Annotated in this window: 15 protein-coding genes; 10 read left to right on the top strand and 5 right to left on the bottom strand. The window is 66.9% G+C overall.

Going from position 1 to position 16808, the window contains the following annotated elements:
- The first annotated feature begins 10 nt into the window (after positions 1-10).
- From trpA to HWY37_RS10420, 5 genes are all read left to right on the top strand, one after another.
- A complete protein-coding gene (trpA, locus tag HWY37_RS10440) occupies positions 11-874 on the top strand; it encodes a tryptophan synthase subunit alpha (protein ID WP_175209257.1) in 864 nt (287 codons plus the stop codon).
- Positions 875-909: 35 nt separating this feature from the next.
- Entirely contained in the window at positions 910-1785 is an 876-nt protein-coding gene (accD, locus tag HWY37_RS10435; RefSeq protein WP_175209258.1) for an acetyl-CoA carboxylase, carboxyltransferase subunit beta, read from the top strand.
- A 213-nt stretch (positions 1786-1998) separates the two neighbouring features.
- Positions 1999-2547, top strand: a complete 549-nt coding sequence (locus HWY37_RS10430; RefSeq protein ID WP_175209259.1) for an acyloxyacyl hydrolase — start codon at positions 1999-2001, stop codon at positions 2545-2547.
- 248 nt (positions 2548-2795) lie between these two features.
- A complete protein-coding gene (locus tag HWY37_RS10425; protein ID WP_175209260.1) occupies positions 2796-3803 on the top strand; it encodes a Bug family tripartite tricarboxylate transporter substrate binding protein in 1008 nt (335 codons plus the stop codon).
- Between the two features lie 48 nt (positions 3804-3851).
- The gene (locus tag HWY37_RS10420; RefSeq protein WP_176088583.1) at positions 3852-5399 is read left to right on the top strand and encodes a UxaA family hydrolase; all 1548 of its coding nucleotides are present in this window, start codon (positions 3852-3854) and stop codon (positions 5397-5399) included.
- Positions 5400-5444: 45 nt separating this feature from the next.
- Here HWY37_RS10420 and HWY37_RS10415 read toward each other — a convergent pair whose 3' ends face one another.
- Positions 5445-6380 carry a dihydrodipicolinate synthase family protein gene (locus HWY37_RS10415; protein WP_175209262.1) on the bottom strand — a complete coding sequence of 312 codons (936 nt, stop codon included), beginning with the start codon at positions 6378-6380 and terminating at the stop codon, positions 5445-5447.
- A gap of 169 nt (positions 6381-6549) precedes the next feature.
- On the opposite strand from HWY37_RS10415, the gene HWY37_RS10410 reads away from it, so the two are divergent.
- A complete protein-coding gene (locus tag HWY37_RS10410; protein ID WP_175209263.1) occupies positions 6550-7446 on the top strand; it encodes a LysR family transcriptional regulator in 897 nt (298 codons plus the stop codon).
- 135 nt (positions 7447-7581) lie between these two features.
- Here HWY37_RS10410 and HWY37_RS10405 read toward each other — a convergent pair whose 3' ends face one another.
- A complete protein-coding gene (locus HWY37_RS10405) occupies positions 7582-10692 on the bottom strand; it encodes an Rne/Rng family ribonuclease (protein WP_176088582.1) in 3111 nt (1036 codons plus the stop codon).
- Positions 10693-11216: 524 nt separating this feature from the next.
- Here HWY37_RS10405 and HWY37_RS10400 point away from each other — a divergent pair.
- The 4 genes from HWY37_RS10400 to msrQ all read left to right on the top strand — a co-directional run bounded on the left by HWY37_RS10400 (position 11217) and on the right by msrQ (position 14656).
- Entirely contained in the window at positions 11217-12179 is a 963-nt protein-coding gene (locus tag HWY37_RS10400; protein WP_175209266.1) for an RluA family pseudouridine synthase, read from the top strand.
- A 2-nt stretch (positions 12180-12181) separates the two neighbouring features.
- Complete coding sequence (locus HWY37_RS10395) at positions 12182-12835, top strand: HAD family hydrolase (RefSeq protein WP_175209267.1); 654 nt, start codon at positions 12182-12184, stop codon at positions 12833-12835.
- Positions 12836-13022: 187 nt separating this feature from the next.
- Complete coding sequence (msrP, locus tag HWY37_RS10390) at positions 13023-13985, top strand: protein-methionine-sulfoxide reductase catalytic subunit MsrP (RefSeq protein ID WP_175209314.1); 963 nt, start codon at positions 13023-13025, stop codon at positions 13983-13985.
- A gap of 20 nt (positions 13986-14005) precedes the next feature.
- A complete protein-coding gene (gene msrQ / locus HWY37_RS10385) occupies positions 14006-14656 on the top strand; it encodes a protein-methionine-sulfoxide reductase heme-binding subunit MsrQ (protein WP_175209268.1) in 651 nt (216 codons plus the stop codon).
- Between the two features lie 12 nt (positions 14657-14668).
- Here msrQ and HWY37_RS10380 read toward each other — a convergent pair whose 3' ends face one another.
- The 3 genes from HWY37_RS10380 to HWY37_RS10370 are packed head-to-tail and all read right to left on the bottom strand — an operon-like array spanning position 14669 to position 16767.
- Entirely contained in the window at positions 14669-15454 is a 786-nt protein-coding gene (locus HWY37_RS10380) for an N-acetylmuramoyl-L-alanine amidase (protein ID WP_176088581.1), read from the bottom strand.
- A 3-nt stretch (positions 15455-15457) separates the two neighbouring features.
- Positions 15458-16168, bottom strand: coding sequence for an SAM-dependent methyltransferase (locus HWY37_RS10375; protein ID WP_175209270.1), 711 nt, complete (start codon positions 16166-16168; stop codon positions 15458-15460).
- On the bottom strand, positions 16165-16767 hold the full coding sequence (locus HWY37_RS10370) for a Maf-like protein (protein ID WP_175209271.1): 603 nt from the start codon (positions 16765-16767) through the stop codon (positions 16165-16167). The genes HWY37_RS10375 and HWY37_RS10370 overlap by 4 nt, the downstream gene beginning before the upstream one ends.
- Positions 16768-16808: the final 41 nt, after the last annotated feature.

Genomic DNA, 16808 nt, shown 5'->3' with positions numbered 1-16808 from the left:
GGCCCCGTCCATGACCACCCGCACCGACCGCATCGCCGCCGCATTCGCGCGCACCGCCGAGTCCGGCCGCGCCTCGGCCCTGATTCCCTACATTGCCGCGGGCGATCCCTCGCCCGCCACGACCGTCCCCCTGATGCACGCGCTGGTCGAGGCCGGCGCCGACGTCATCGAACTGGGCGTGCCGTTCTCCGATCCCATGGCCGACGGCCCGGTGATCCAGCGCGCCGCCGATCGCGCCATCGCGCAGGGCGTGGGCCTGGCCCGCGTGCTGGAGCTCGTGGCCGAGTTCCGCCAGCGCGACGCCTCCACTCCGGTGGTGCTGATGGGCTACGCCAACCCGATCGAACGCATGGGCCAGGCCGAGTTCGCGCGCCGTGCGGGCGAAGCCGGCGTGGACGGCGTGCTGGTGGTGGACTATCCGCCCGAAGAGGTCGTCGAGTTCGCCGCCACGCTGGGCGAGCACGGCATCGCTCCCATCTTCCTGCTGGCGCCGACTTCCACCGAAGCGCGCATCAAGGCGGTTGCCGCGGTCGCCCGCGGTTACGTGTACTACGTGTCGCTCAAGGGCGTCACGGGTTCGGGCTCGCTCAATACCGATGACGTCGCCGAACGCCTGGCCGTGATCCGCCGCCACGTGCGCGATATCCCGGTGGGCGTGGGCTTCGGCATCCGCGACGCCGAAAGCGCCCAGCGCGTGGCGCGCGTCGCCGACGCCGTCGTGATCGGCAGCAAACTGATTGAAACCATGGAGCAGGCGGTGGCAAACGCCCCCGCGGCCCAGAAAACCGATGCCGCAGTCACCGCCGCCAGCGGCTGGCTGCGCACCATCCGGCAGGCGCTGGATCAAGTAAAACGAGAAAACGCGTCGGCCTGAGTGGCGGGCGCGACCTCATACGGGATGAAAAATCAATGAGCTGGATCGAAAAACTCCTGCCTCCTCGCATCAATAAAACCAGCGACAGCGGCGCCCGCCGCGTTCCCGAAGGCCTTTGGGTGAAATGCCCGTCGTGCGAATCGGTGCTGTACAGCGAAGACTTGGCGGCCAACCTGCACGTTTGCCCCAAGTGCGACCACCACATGCGCATCGGGGCCCGCGCCCGCATCGATTCGCTGCTGGACGTGGAAGGCCGGGTCGAAATCGGCCAGACCACGCGTTCGGTTGACACGCTGAAGTTCAAGGACACGCGCAAGTACCCCGAGCGCCTGCAGGAAGCGGTCAAGCAAACCGGTGAAACCGACGCCCTGGTGGTCATGAGCGGCTCGATCCGGGGCGTGTCGGCGACCCTGGCCTGCTTCGAGTTCGAATTCATGGGCGGTTCCATGGGCTCGGTGGTGGGCGAGCGCTTTGCGCGCGGCGCCCAGGCGGCCCTGGACAACAAGACCCCGTTCATCTGCGTGGCTGCCTCCGGCGGCGCGCGCATGCAGGAAAGCCTGCTGTCGCTGATGCAGATGGCCAAGACCAACGCCATGCTGACCCGCCTGTCGGCGGCCGGCCTGCCGTTCATCAGCGTGTTGACCGATCCCACCATGGGCGGCGTGTCGGCCAGCTTCGCCTTCATGGGCGACGTGGTCATCGCCGAACCCAAGGCGCTGATCGGCTTCGCCGGCCCGCGCGTGATCGAACAGACCGTGCGCGAGAAGCTGCCGGAAGGCTTCCAGCGCGCCGAATTCCTGCTGCAGAAGGGCGCCATCGACATGGTGGTGGACCGCCGCAACCTGCGCGAGGAAATCGCCCGCCTGCTGGCCCTGCTGACCAATCAGCCCGCGGACGTGGTCACGGCCTGATCGTCCCGCCGGACCGATTGCGGCCAGATGCCGCCGGCAGCTTGAGGCTCCCGGCGGCATCGTCGTTTAGGGAGTCTGTCAGCTGATGTGTGACGTCTGTTTTGCGGAACAGTGTTTTCCACCCGCAATGTTGCCTGTGTGCGACAGAAATCAAGTCGGTTGGTCCGGATTTTGCTATGTTGCGTACTAGGATTGAAATCTAGGAGTTTTCCAATGCAGTCGATCAAAAAGAAGATGCTCGCCGGCGCAGTCGGCTTGGCGCTCGCCGCAGTCGCATCGCTGGCAAGCGCGCAATCGTCCACCGGCACCCAGGGTGGCGTCAGCATGCATTACGGCATTGGAGACCACTATCAGCGCCTGACCCTGAACTACGAAACGCCTTCGGTCTGGACCTATCAGTTCGGCGGCAACTGGGGCCGCCTGGACCTGACGCCTGAACTCGGCGCCTCGTACTGGTGGGCCAACGGTTCGCGCTCGCCGGGCCATGTGTGGCAGCTCAACGCCATCCCGATGTTCCGCTGGTGGACCGGCGAACGCTTCTACCTCGAAGCAGGTATCGGCGCCACGCTGTTCTCCAGCACGCGCTTCGCGGACGAGAACATCAGCACCGCCTTCCAGTTCGGCGACCACATCGGCATGGGCTTCCTGGTCACGCCGAACAACCGCATCGGCCTGCGCTATTCCCACTTCTCGAACGCCAGCATCAAGCGTCCGAACCCGGGCCTGGACACGCTGCAACTGACCTACACCTACCAGTTCTGATTCCCCCGCGCGGCGCTCCCGCCAGGGCGCGCCAGCCAGGAAAATCCACTCTTCGGGGTGGATTTTTTTTGGCCGTCCGACGGTCATTTCCAGACCGCAAAAAATTTTATGTTCTGACGACGTATTCACGTACTTGTTGGTGAGGAGTGCAATGGCCAGAATGCCCAGGCACCGCACGACACACAACAAGCCGCCGCAGAACCTCTTCCCGCGCGGGACGGGGGCGACGACGGCAATCGGAGACCGTCATGAACTACCCCTGTAAGCGCGCGCGCCTCATGGCGCGCATGACCGGAGTCATCGGCCTGGCCGTCGCGTTCGCCTGCGCCTCGTCCGCTGCCCGCGCCGAGGAATTTCCGACCAAGCCGCTGCGCATGGTCGTGGGCTTTGCCCCCGGGGGCGGCGCGGACATCGTGGCGCGTCTGGTCGGCGCCAAGATGGCCGAAAACCTGGGGCAGCAGGTGGTTGTCGAGAACCGCGCCGGGGCCACCGGGACGATCGCCGCCGACAACGTGGCCCGTTCACCCGCAGACGGCTATTCGCTGTTCCTGGGCTCGCAATCCACCATGGTGGTGGCGCCGTCCTTGTTCCCGTCCTTGCCGTTCAAGCCTGAAAAGGATTTCGCGCCGGTGTCGCAGATCGTGACCATGCCGCTGATCCTGGTGGTCAATCCGGCCCTGGTCGACGCGAAAACCGTGCAGGAGCTGACCGACCATATCCGCAAGGCGGGCGATGGCGCCGTGAGCTACGCCTCGTCCGGCCAGGGCGGTCCGCAGCACATCGCCGGCGAACTGTACGCGCACATGGTAGGCACCAAGGTGACGCACGTGCCCTACAAGGGTGAGGCCGCGGCCATGGCCGATGTGTTGGGCGGCCATGTGCCGTTCATGTTCGCCAATCTGCCGGTGGCGCTGCCGCACATCAACTCCGGCAAGGTCCGGCCGCTGGCCATCACCAGCCTGAAGCGCGACCCCAAGGCGCCGCAGATCCCGACGCTGGCCGAATCCGGCTTCAAGGATTTCGAGGTGTCGACCTGGTATGGCGTGTTCGCGCCGGCCAATACGCCCAAGCCCGTGGTTGGCAAGCTTTCCGATTCCATCCGCGCCGCCCTGCAACAGGGCGACATGCAGGCCAAGCTCAGCGAACAGGGGTTCACCGTGGTGGGCAGCGATTCCGAGGCCTTCACGAGCTTCGTGGGCGCGGAGCTGCCGCGCTGGTCCGTGCTGATCCGCGACATCGGCATCAAGCCCGAGTAACCGGCGGGCCCGCTGCCGGGCCCAGCCTTCTTCATCCGAGACAACGACATGATCGATTTCACCGAAAAACGCGCCGCGGGACCCGTCATCCGGCTGCATTTCGCCGACAACGTGGTGGTGGCGCGCGTGCCCATCAGCATAGGCATGGAGGTGCCTTCCGAGGGCATCGTCAGCCGCAGTCAGATTCCTGCCGGACACAAGATCGCGGCGCGCGACCTGCGCGCCGGCGAGCCCATCCTGAAATACAACGTCTGTATCGGCTTCGCGGCGGCCGACATCCAGGCCGGCACCTACGTCCATTCGCACAACATGGACTTCCAGGAGTTCGACCGCGACTATGCGCATGCCCGCGACTACGTGCCCACGCCTGTGCTGCCCGAATCCGAGCAGGCGCGGTTCATGGGCATCGTGCGCGCCAATGGCCAGGTCGCCACCCGCAACTACATCGGCGTCATGGCGACGGTCAACTGTTCGGCGACGGTGGTGCACCGAATTGCCGAGGCCTTCACGCCGGAACTGATGGCGGCCTATCCCAACGTGGACGGGGTGGTGGCGCTGAGCCATGGCATGGGCTGCGGCATGGAAATGTCCGGCGAACCCATGGACCTGTTGCGCAGGACCATGGGCGGCTACGCCTGTCACGCCAACTTTGCGGCCGTGCTGATCGTCGGCCTGGGCTGCGAGCGTAACCAGCTGGACGCCTTGCTCAAGGACCAGGGCCTGGAGGCCGGCGCGCGGCTGAAGACCTTCATCATGCAGGAGACCGGCGGCACGCGCAAAACCATCGAGGCCGGCGTCGCCGCGGTAAAGGCCATGCTGCCGCAGGCCAATGAGGTTAAGCGGGTGCCGGTGTCCGCGCGGCACCTGACGGTCGGCCTGCAATGCGGCGGTTCGGATGGCTTCTCGTCCATCACCGCCAATCCGGCGCTGGGGGCGGCCATGGACATCCTGGTGCGCCACGGCGGCACCGCCATCCTGTCCGAAACGCCGGAGATCTACGGCGTGGAGCACACGCTGACGTCACGGGCCCGCAATCGCGAGGTCGGCGAGAAGCTGGTGCGGCGCATCCGCTGGTGGAAGGAAGAGTATTCGCCGGGGCGCGATGTCCAGATCAACGGCAAGGTCAGCCCCGGTAACCAGATGGGCGGGCTGGCCAACATCTTCGAGAAGTCGCTGGGGTCTTCGATGAAGGGCGGCACCACGGGGTTGATGGAGGTCTACCGCTATGCCGAGCCGGTGCGGCAGCCCGGCATGGTGTTCATGGACACGCCCGGATTCGACCCCGTGTCGGCGACCGGGCAGATCGCCGGGGGCGCCAACATGATCTGCTTCACCACCGGGCGAGGCTCGATGTTCGGCGCCAAGCCGGTGCCTTCCATCAAGCTGGCGACCAACACGCCGATGTATCAACGACTGACGGAAGACATGGACGTCAATTGCGGAGACATCCTGGACGGCACGGCCACCCTGCAGGAAGTGGCGCAGCGCATCTTCGAGGAAATCCTGCAGGTGGCTTCAGGCACGCGCAGCAAGAGCGAGCTGCTGGGGCTGGGAGATCACGAGTTCGTGCCCTGGAACATCGGCGTCGTGAGCTGAGGTCCGACCCCGCAGATGCCTGGGGTATCTGCGGGGCGCGTTGCGCTAGTTGCCGGCCAGCGCCTTGGCGCCGGGCATGTCGAAACCGTTCTCGTCCAGAGCGGCCTGCAAGGCGGTGCGTTGCTCGGTGTTCAGTTCCACCAGGGGCGGGCGCACCGTGGCCCAGGCGGGGTCACCGGATTTCCAGGCGATGGCCGCCTTCATGGCGGGAATCATGGGGAATTTGCCGAACACGTTGCGGGTCGCGTTCAGTCCGGCCTGGCGCGCGTCGGCGTCCGCTTCCTGCCAGCGCTGCTGCAGCGCGACGATCGGGCCCGGGTTGACGTTGCCGGTGGCGGTGATGCAGCCCACGCCGCCCGCACGCAGGGTTTGCAGCAGGAAGGCCTCGCTGCCGGCATAGACCTGGAAGCCGCGCGGCGCGAAGCGCTCGATCATGGCCGCGGTGTTGTTCCAGTCGCCGCCGCTGTCCTTGACGCCCGCGACCTGGCCGGGATAGCGGTCCAGCAGGCGGTCGATCAGGTCCAGGCTCAGCGGCACCTGGCTCACGGGCGGGATGTGATACAGGTACATGCGCAGCCTGTCGTCGGCCACGCCTTCGATCAGTCCGGCGTAGTAGCGGAACAAGCCCTCGTCGCTCACGCCCTTGTAGTAGAAGGGCGGCAGGACCAGCACGCCCATGCTGCCGCTCTGCACGGCATGCCGGGTCAGCTCGATCGCGTCGGGCAGGGCGCAGGCGCCGGTGCCGGGCATGAGCGCGGACGGCTCCACGCCGGCCTCCAGCAGCGCGTCCAGCAGGCTGCGCTTTTCCGCCAGGGACAGCGAGTTCGCTTCCGAATTGGTGCCGAAGATCGCCAGGCCGACCGATTGCTCGCGCAGCCAGCGGCAGTGCTTCACATAGCGGCCCAGGGCCGGCCGATAGGTCTCATCGAACGGCGTCAGGACCGGAGAAAAAACGCCGGGGATGCTGGCTTGGGAAGTCATTGTCTCTACTCGTCTTCTGGTGGATGGAAAGGACGCGCCGCGACACGGCGGCAGACTTTGATTCTGGCACCGAAGCAGCCGCTGAACATCTGCTGTTTAATTGCTTCAATCCATAAAATTGTTGTGGTTTGCCCATGCTCAAACCGCGCATCGAAAAAAAGGGGAGACAGTGGATACTCGATATGTGCAGAGCTTCGTGTCGGTGGTGGAGTGCGGGTCGCTGGCGGAAGCCGCGCGGCGGCTAGACCTGACTCCGGCCGCCATCGCGGCGCGGGTGCGTACTCTGGAAGAGGAACTGGGCGCCATCCTGATCAAGCGGGTCGGACGCAGCGTCAAGGCGACCGAGGCGGGCTTGAAGGTGCTGGAGCGCGCCCGCGGCGTGCTGCGCGAAGTGCGCGACCTGCGCGCCAGCGCCAGCGACGACGCTCCGCTGGGCGAGCTGCGCCTGGGCGTGTCGGTGTCGGCGTTGACCGGCATCATGCCCGCCGTGCTGGGACGCCTGTACCGGCGCTTGCCGAAACTGGCGGTATTCATGGAACCCGGCACCTCCAATCACCTGTATCACCGGGTGATCAACGGCGATCTGGACGCCGCCTTCATCGTCAAGCCCCAATTCAACCTGTCCAAGGGCTATGCCTGGAAGCTGGTGGCCGAGGAGCCGTTGGTGGTGCTGGCGCCGCCCGGCACCAAGAGCGACGACGCGCATGAGCTGATTAGCACTCAACCCTTCATCCGCTACGACCGCAATGTCTGGGGAGGGCGGCTGGCGGACCAGTACTTGCGGCAGCACGGCATCGTGCCGCGCGAGCGTCTGGAGGTCGATGGCCTGATGGGCATCGCCTGCATGGTGTCGGAAGGGCTGGGGGTGTCGCTGGTGCCCGACTGGGCGCCGGACTGGCTGGACAGCCGCCGCGTCAAGCGGGTGCCCCTGCCGGGTCGCGCGCCGCTGCGCCGCATGGGGATCATCTGGGCGCGGCATATGCCGCATTCGGCCCTGGCGGAGGCCTTCGTGGAGGAGGCCGGATTGGCCTTGAACCTGCCCGAAGGGCGGATCGAGGGCGACTGAGCGCCGGGTCGCCGGGGAGTCGCGGCCAGGCGCCGATCACGCTGCCCGTACCGCAAGCACAATGAAAAACACCCCGGAAGCTGGATTCAGCTTCCGGGGTGTCATGCCTGCTGTCAGCCTATTCAGGCTGGCGGCTTAGTGGCGCGTTTCGACCTGAACCAGCGGCTCGTTGGAAACGGGCGCGACCGGCTTGCGCTCGCGGCCCAGGCGGACCGGCGTGTGCGCCGCGGCGATACGCAGTTGCGTCTGCGCGTGGCGGTCCGGGTCGGTTTCCACCCACTGCAGGCCGGCGGCGTTCACCACGTCGTGCAGGGCTTGGGCCTTGGCCGACGGAGCGGCTGCCGGCACTACGATGGGCTGGCTGGCTGCGGCCGGGGCAGCTTGCGGGGCGACGGGCGCCGGGGCTGCGACGGGCGCGGGGGCTGCGACGGGCGCGGCCACGGGCGCCGCAGCAACCGGCGCAACCACGGGCTCGGCTGCGGCGACCGGGGCTGTCACGGGCTCGACGGCGGCGGCTTCCACAGGCGCCTGCTCAGCCGCCACGGGAGCGAAGGCTTCGCTTGCGGCCTGCACGGAGACCGGCTGCGTCACTGCGGGGGCGGCCGTTTGCACGGGCTGGGCTGCGGCGGGCTCGGCGGCTTCGGTGGCCTGCACCGGTTCAGCCAGCGGAGCTGCAACCGGGGCGGCGGCAACTTGGGCGGGCTCGGACGGCACGGCTGCGGCTTGCTGGACTTGCGTCGGGGCCTGGACCGCCGGGGCTTGGGCCGCTGGGGCCTGGACCGGTTCGGCGGCTTGCGCTGCCGTCACGGCGGGCTGGGCGGCAGCGTCGTCGGCGTTGTCGTCCTCGGCGCCGTCTTCAAGCTGCTCGTCGCTACCGGCCAGACCGGCTTCGTCCGGGCTGCGGCGGCCACGGCGGCTGCGGCGGCGGCGGCGCTTGCGCTCGGGATCGGCGGCGCCTTCGGCGCCTTCCACGGCGGGCACGCCATCGGCAGTCTGTTCGACGGCGTCGGCTGCCGCATCGGCATCCTGGGCGGCTTCAGGGACAGGCTTGGCTTCCGGCAGGGCGGTGGCGACCGTCTGGGCCAGCGCGGCGACCATGCTTTCCTGTTCGCTCATCGGAGCGTCGGACTGGCCTTCCTCGCGGCGGTTGCGGCCACGGCCGCGACGGCGGTTGCGGCCGGCGCCGGTGTCGTCGCCGCCGGCTTCCACGGCCTGCTCGGGACGGTTGGACGCCAGGGCCGCTTGCGTGACCTGGACGTCGCGTTCGCCGCGGGCTTCGTTGCGGCCCTGGCGTTCGCCGCGTTCCTGGCGTTCGCCCTCGGCGCGGCGGTTGCCGCGCACGTGGTGGCGGCCGCCTTCGCTGCCTTCGGCGCCTTCGCCGCGCGATTCGCCGCGGCGGTTGCGGTTGCGGTCCGAACCATGGCGTTCGCCACGGCGTTCCTGGCCGTCATGGCCGCTGCGGCCCTTGCCGCGGCTGGAGCCGGCGCGCTTGGCGCTGTCTTCCTGGGCGGCGGGAGCGGGCTTGGCCGCCTCGGAGCTGCCGCCAAGCCAGCCGAACAGGCGCTTGAACAGGCCACCCAGGCCGCCGGCGGCTGCCGGCGCGGGAGCCGGAGCGACGGGGGCAGGGGTCGAAACCGGAGCGGGTTGCGAGGGAGTAATGCCCTTGACCAGCGCTTCAGGACGCGACTTGATTTCGTGTTCGCGCGGCTGCCAGGGGGCGTCCGTGGCCGGCGCCTCGACCAGCTCGAAGCTGGTCTTGGTTTCTTCCAGGCGCGGATCGTCGTGGCGCAGGCGCTCGATGTGGTGGTGCGGCGTTTCCAGATGCTTGTTGGGGATCAGCATCAGGTTGACCTTGAGGCGGGCTTCCATCTTGGTGATGTCGGCGCGCTTTTCGTTCAGCAGGTAGGTGGCCACGTCCACCGGCACTTGGGCGTGCACGGCGGCGGTGTTTTCCTTCATCGCCTCTTCCTGGAGCAGGCGCAGCACGTGCAGCGCGCTGGACTCGGCATCGCGGATCACGCCGGTGCCGTTGCAGCGCGGGCAGGTGATGTGCGAGCCTTCGTTCAGGGCGGGGCGCAGGCGCTGGCGCGACAGTTCCATCAGGCCGAAGCGCGAAATCTTGCCCATCTGGACACGGGCGCGGTCGAAATGGAGGGCGTCACGCAGGCGCTGTTCGACGGCGCGCTGGTTCTTGCTGTCCTCCATGTCGATGAAGTCGATGACGATCAGGCCACCCAGGTCGCGCAGGCGCAGCTGGCGGGCCACTTCGTCAGCGGCTTCCGAGTTGGTGCGCAGCGCGGTTTCCTCGATGTCGGCGCCGCGGGTGGAGCGGGCCGAGTTGACGTCCACGGAAACCAGGGCTTCGGTGTGGTCGATGACGATGGCGCCGCCCGAGGGCAGCGTCACCGTGCGCGAGTACGCCGTTTCGATCTGGTGTTCGATCTGGAAGCGGGAGAAGAGGGGGATGTCGTCGCGGTAGCGTTTGACGCGCTGGACGTTGTCCGGCATCACCACGCTCATGAAGGCCGTGGCCTGGTCGGCGATCTCGTCGGTATCGATGAGGATCTCGCCGATTTCCGGGGAGAAGTAGTCGCGGATGGCCCGGATGACCAGGCTGGATTCCAGGTAGATCAGGATCGGCGCGGAGTTGTCGCGCGCAGCGCCGTCGATGGCCGTCCAGAGCTGCAACAGGTAGGACAGGTCCCACTGGAGTTCTTCGACGTTGCGGCCGATGCCGGCGGTGCGAGCGATGATGCTCATGCCCTGGGGCAGCTCGAGCTGCTCCATCGTGTCGCGCAGTTCCTGGCGGTCCTCGCCCTCGACGCGGCGCGAAACGCCGCCGCCGCGGGGGTTGTTGGGCATCAGGACCAGGTAGCGGCCGGCCAGCGAGATGAACGTGGTCAGGGCGGCGCCCTTGTTGCCGCGCTCTTCCTTTTCAACCTGGACGATCAGTTCCTGGCCTTCGCGCAGGGCGTCCTGGATGCGGGCGCTGCGGACGTCCACGCCTTCCTTGAAGAAGCTGCGGGCCACTTCCTTGAAGGGCAGGAAGCCGTGGCGGTCTTCGCCGTAGTTGACGAAGCAAGCTTCGAGGCCGGGTTCGATCCGGGTGATGACACCTTTGTAGATGTTGCCTTTGCGTTGTTCGCGGCCGGCAGTCTCGATGTCGAGGTCGATGAGTTTTTGCCCATCGACGATAGCGACGCGTAATTCTTCCTGGTGCGTCGCATTGAACAGCATGCGCTTCATGAGTGGGGTTCTCCGTTGTCATGACGCGCCGATATCGGCGCGTGACCTCGGGTCACTCGGGCTGCGGGCTGAAGCGGGCAAGAGGTTGCGGACCGTACCTGGGCGGCGCCCAGGCGTATCCGCCGCGGGTCAGGCGGGCACGTCGAGCCGTGGGGCTCGGGGTTCTGTCAGCAGGAGGGTCAGCTTCACTGAATGTGGTTTGACGGAAAAGTGCTGTGAACGGCAGTTGCGGTCGGATTGGTTGCCCACACGCAGCTGGTGCTTTAAATATGCGACGATTCTTGCGGTGCTTCAGAGCCGCTTGCGGCATGCAACGGACCTGCTGGGACAGCGGGCAAAGTGAATGCCACACCACTATCCGGCAGGGCGCGGTTGCGCCGGCGACCAAGTAACCCCAGGGGTTGAATGAGCAGGCAGTACAATGGCGGCCCGCGCGCTCGACGGAGTTGCGTACAGTTGCATCTCTACGTCAGGCGGCTAGTTCAGCCCCTTTAGGCTGTCCCGATTATATGTCGCTTTCCGCAATGCGCAAAGAAACTTCCTCCTCCCTTTCCCCCTCTAAAGCTCCCCCCGCCGTCCGGATGGTGGAAGTCGACGCCGAGCATGCCGGCCAGCGTCTCGACAACTATCTTGCGCGGCTGTGCAAGGGCGTCCCCAAAACCCATATCTATAAGGCCATACGCGGCGGCGAGGTGCGGGTAAACAAGGGACGCACTTCGGCCGATTACCGCGTCGCCGCCGGCGACGTGGTGCGCGTTCCGCCCCTGCGCTTGCCCGATCCGGGCAAGCCCCGGCCGGTGCCTGGCGCCGAATTCCCGGTGGTGTTCGAGGACGAGGCCCTGCTAGTGGTGGACAAGCCTGCCGGCGTGGCGGTCCACGGCGGCAGCGGCGTGTCCTTCGGCGTGATCGAGCAGTTGCGGGCCGCGCGGCCCGGCGCCAAGTTCCTGGAACTGGTACACCGGCTGGACCGCGAGACCTCGGGCCTGCTGATGGTGGCCAAGAAGCGCAGCGCGCTGCTGGCGCTGCACGCCATGCTGCGCGAAGGAAAAGGGGACAAGCACTATCTGGCCCTGGTCGAGGGCGATTGGGTCAATGACCGCCAGCACATCAAGCTCGGCCTGTCCAAGTGGACCACCCAGTCCGGCGAGCGCCGGGTCAAGGTCGATCCGGACGGCCAGTCGGCGCACACCATCGTCACGCTCAAGCAGCGTTTCGGTGGCTATAGTCTGGTCGACGCCGAATTGCGCACCGGGCGCACCCACCAGATCCGGGTGCACCTGGCCGCCAGCGGCTTTCCCATCGTGGGCGACGACAAGTACGGCCACGATGAGGTGCGCGCGCATTTTGCGCGCATGGGTTTCGGCAGGATGTTCCTGCACGCCCACCAATTGACCCTGGCTCATCCGGTGACGGGCGAGCCCCTGACGCTTACCGCCGAGCTGCCCCCCGCTTGCCGGAAAATACTGAAACAACTGGAGTCGGTCTGATTATGTCGTATTCGCTGGTCGTGTTTGACTGGGATGGCACCCTGATGGATTCCACGCACAGCATCGTGGCCGCCATTCAGGGCGCCTGCCGTGACCTGGACCTGGCGGTGCCTTCGGCCTCCGATGCCAGCTGGGTCATTGGTCTGTCCCTGGAAAGCGCCTTGCGCCGTGCGGTGCCGGAATTGACCCAGGCGATGCTGCCGCGTTTCCTGGAGCGCTATCGCACGCACTACCTGCTGCGCGATCCCGAATTGCGCCTGTTCGAAGGCGTGCAGGAGCTTCTGACCGAATTGGCCGGGCAGAACGTGCGTCTGGCGGTCGCCACTGGCAAGAGCCGCGTGGGCTTGACCCGCGCGCTGGCCGCGACCGGCCTGGGCCCCGTCTTCAATGCCACCCGCACCGCCGATGAGACCTTCAGCAAGCCGCATCCCGCGATGCTGCACGAACTGATGCAGGAACTGGATGTGGAGCCGGATCGCGTGGTGATGGTGGGCGACACCTCGCATGATTTGCAGATGGCCATCAACGCCGGCGTGCATGGCCTGGGCGTGACCTACGGCGCTCATACCCTGAAGGAACTTGAGGGTTGTTCGCCCCAGGCGGTGCTGGACAGCGTGCCCCGCCTGCGCGAGTGGCTCTTGCCGCGCGTCGCATAGCGGAGCTGGCTTGCGTAGTCCGCGCGGCGGGCGTCAAGGCGCCGGGCGCGGAACGCCGTGCCTGCGGGCGGGTCTATAGGAAATACCCGCAAGCGTCCGCCGCCGCGGAATATCATGGGGCGGCGCGGCGTCCATGGCTTGCGCAGGGCGCGCCCATGACCCCGCGGGCGCTACACCGGAGACCATGATGTTGATACGCAAGCCCGACGATATTCTTCCGTCCGAGATCACCGCCGAGGCGGTCTGGCGTTCGCGCCGCGACTTGATGCTGCGCGCCGGAGCAATCGCGGCCGCGGCGGGCTTGCCGGCCTGGGCAGCGAGCAGCGCCCATGCCCAGGAAGCCGGCGCCTTGCCCGGCAAGCTCAATGCCGCCTTGAGCGTCATGGACAAGCAGACCTCGCTTGCGGACGTCACCTCGTACAACAATTACTACGAGTTCGGCGTCGATAAGGGCGATCCCGCCGCCAATGCCGGCAAGTTGCAGACCCGTCCCTGGAGCGTGAGCGTCGAGGGCGAGGTCGGCAAGCCGCGCACTTTCTCCATCGAAGAGTTGCTCAAGCTGGCGCCCATGGAAGAGCGTGTCTACCGGCTGCGCTGCGTCGAGGGCTGGTCCATGGTGATTCCCTGGGTAGGCTATTCGCTGTCGGCGCTGCTCAAGCAGGTGGAACCCACGGGCAACGCCAAATACGTCGAATTCGTGACCGCCGTGCAGCGCGAGAACATGCCGGGCGTGCGCGCCGCGATCCTGGAGTGGCCCTACGTGGAGGGCCTGCGCATGGATGAGGCAATGAATCCTCTGGCCATGCTCGTGTTCGGCGTCTACGGTAAGGTGTTGCCGAACCAGAACGGTGCGCCGCTCAGGCTGGCGGTGCCCTGGAAATATGGCTTTAAGTCGGCCAAATCCCTGGTGAAAATCCGCCTGGTGGAAAAGCCGCCCGTGTCGTCGTGGATCAAGGCCGCGCCGCAGGAATACGGCTTCTACGCCAATGTGAACCCCGACGTGCCGCATCCGCGCTGGAGTCAGGCCACGGAGCGGCGCATCGGCGAGGATGGCCTGTTCTCGCCCAAGCGCAAGACCCTGATGTTCAACGGTTATGGCGAGCAGGTGGCATCGCTTTACCAGGGCATGGACCTGAAGGCGAACTACTAAGGCGAATCTTGGGGCACGACATGCCTGACGGCACTCCGCAGGCGGCTTCGGCCGCGCCGCCGCGCAAGATGCAACTTTCCGCCAGGGCGGTGGGGCGCTTCAAGCCGTTCCTGTTCTTGCTGGGGGTGGCGCCGTTCGCGCGCTGGATCTGGCTGGGTCTGAATAACGGACTGACGGCGAATCCGGTCGAATTCCTGACCCGTTCATCGGGCACCTGGACCCTGGTCTGCCTGCTGGTGACCTTGGCCATCACGCCGCTGCGGCGGCTGGCCGGGCAGCCGGCCCTGGTGCGGCTGCGCCGCATGTGCGGGCTGTTCGCGTTTTTCTATGGCTTCATGCATTTCATGGCCTGGGTCTGGTGGGATCGGGGCTTCGATCCCGCCGGAATGTTGCGTGATATCGGCGAACGTCCCTTCATCATGGCGGGATTTGCCGCCTTCGTGCTGATGGCGGCGCTGGCCGCCACCTCCACGCAATGGGCGATGCGCAAGCTGGGCAAGCGCTGGCAAAGCCTGCATCGCGCCATCTATGCCATTGGCCTCCTGGCGGTGCTGCACTACTGGTGGCACAAGGCCGGCAAGAACGACCTGACGCAGCCCATGCTCTATGCGGCCGTGCTGGCGCTGCTGCTAGGGTGGCGCCTGGTGGCTTGGCTGCGGCGCCGGCGATAGCGCCGGCGGTTCCTACAGTATCGCCAGCATGATGGCGGCGGTTTCCGCGTCGGGCTGGCCGTCGTAGCGGGTCGGGCGGTAGTGCATCTGGAATGCCGCCAGGGCGCTGATCGTGGCCTGGTCCAGCACACCGTCCTGGGGGACGGCATAGCCCAGCCGCGCCAATTGCTTCTGGAACCACGCCACGTCGGGAATGCCCTGCGCCTGCAGGCGCGCCAGGTGCTCGGCAGCGCCTGCTTCGTCATACCAGCGGCCGATGCCGGCTGCCGCCAAGGCCTTCCATGGGAACAGGGGACCGGGATCCACCTTGCGCTGGGGCGCGATGTCGCTGTGGCCCACCACGTTTTCGGGCGCGATGTCGTGGCGCTGGATGATGTCGCGCAGCAGGATGGTCAGCGCGCGCAACTGCCGCTCGTTGTAGGGATGCCAGACCGGCTTGCCGTCGGGGCCTTCCGTCCAGCCCGGGTTCACGATCTCGATGCCGATGGACGTTCTGTTCATGGCAATGTTGCCGTACCAGGAGCTGATCCCGGCGTGCCACGCGGCGCGGTTCTCGTCGACCAGCCGGTAGACGCGCCCGGCATCGTTCACGAGGTAGTGGGCGCTGACCTTGCCCTTGGAGAGCAATTCCATCGAGTGGGCGTCGTCGACGCTAGTGTAATGCAGCACCACCGAGCGCACCCGGCTGGCTTGGCTTACCGCGGTGACGGAGGTGTCCAGGTCCAATCCGGCGGGGCCGCGCGCCGCGCATCCCGCCAGGGCGGCCGCGACGAGCGGCGCAAGAATCAGGTGGCGCATGGTCTACCGCGCCAGGAAGAGAAACAGCGTGGGCAGCTTGTCGAGCTCGGGCGCGGGCTGCTTTTTCCAATCGGCCACGCTGCGAGTGACGATCCATTCGTCGGCCGTCGTGACCGAGCGCGCCACGCACAGTTTGGTGTCGCCCTTCAGGCTGGACAGCAGGGTGGCGAACATGGCGGCGTTGCGGTAGGGCGTTTCGATGAGCAGCTGGGTCTGGTTGTGCTTGGCCGAATGCTGTTCCCAGGCGCGCAGCTGCTTGGCGCGTTCCGTCGGATCCACCGGTGCATAGCCGTGGAAGGCAAAGCGCTGGCCGTCCAGGCCGCTGGCCATCAGGCCCAGCAGGATGGAAGAGGGGCCGACCCAGGGTTTGACGGCGATGCCGAGCCGGTGGGCGGCGTCCGCCACCTTGGCGCCCGGATCCGCGACGGCTGGGCAACCGGCTTCGGAGACCAAGCCGATTTCCGCGCCCTTGAGCGCGGGTTCCAGCCAGGACTTGATCTGGGCGGCGTCGACCTTGTCGCTGAGGGTGTGGATGGTGATTTCCTGCAACGGCCGGGTGGTGCCGATCAGCTTGAGGAAGGCTCGGGCGGTCTTGGCGTTTTCGGCGATGTAGGTGTCCAGCCGGCCGGCCAGGACGCGGACCTCGGCGGGGAGCCAGCGCTCGGGTGGGGCCTCGCCCAGGCCGACCGGGATCAGGTGCAGGGCGCCGCTCATTCGGGCGCTCCGGGGGCGTCCAGCGGATCCAGGCCGAAACCGGCCAGCATGCCAGTCAGCGCGATCAGCGGCAGGCCGATGATGGCGGTGGGGTCGTCGCTCTGGATGCTTTCCATCAGGGCGATGCCCAGGCTTTCCGCCTTGGCGCTGCCTGCGGTATCGTAGGGTTCCTCGGCGCGCAGATAGGCCTCGATGGCGCGGTCCGACAATTGGCGGAACCGGCAGCGCGTAACGATGTCGGCTTTTTCCACCCGCTGGCCGTCCGTGACCGCCAGGGCGCTGTGGAATTCCACGATCTGACCCGACAGGGCCCGCAATTGCGCCAGGGCGCGCGGAAAATCCCCCGGTTTGCCGATGGGCTGTCCGTCCACGGTGGCCACCTGGTCCGAGCCGATCACGATGCTGCCGGGGTGGCTGACCGCGACCGCCATGGCCTTGGCCACTGACAGGCGCAAGGCCAGCGCTTCGGGCGTTTCGCCGGGGTGTGGCGTTTCGTCTACATCGGGGGAAATTGCCGTGAAGGGCAGGCGCAGGCGGGACAGCAGTTCTTTGCGGTAACGCGAGCTGGACGCGAGGATCAGGTTGGGCTTGGAAGGCATGCGTTATTTGACGTTAATGCTTAAGTCACAGTATTATCTAA

This window comes from Achromobacter anxifer (genome assembly GCF_903652925.1).
In the GTDB taxonomy this organism is placed as follows: Bacteria; Pseudomonadota; Gammaproteobacteria; order Burkholderiales; family Burkholderiaceae_B; genus Achromobacter; species Achromobacter anxifer.
Note: the sequence above shows the minus strand (reverse complement) of the source record. Positions and strands in the feature narration are given on the sequence as shown.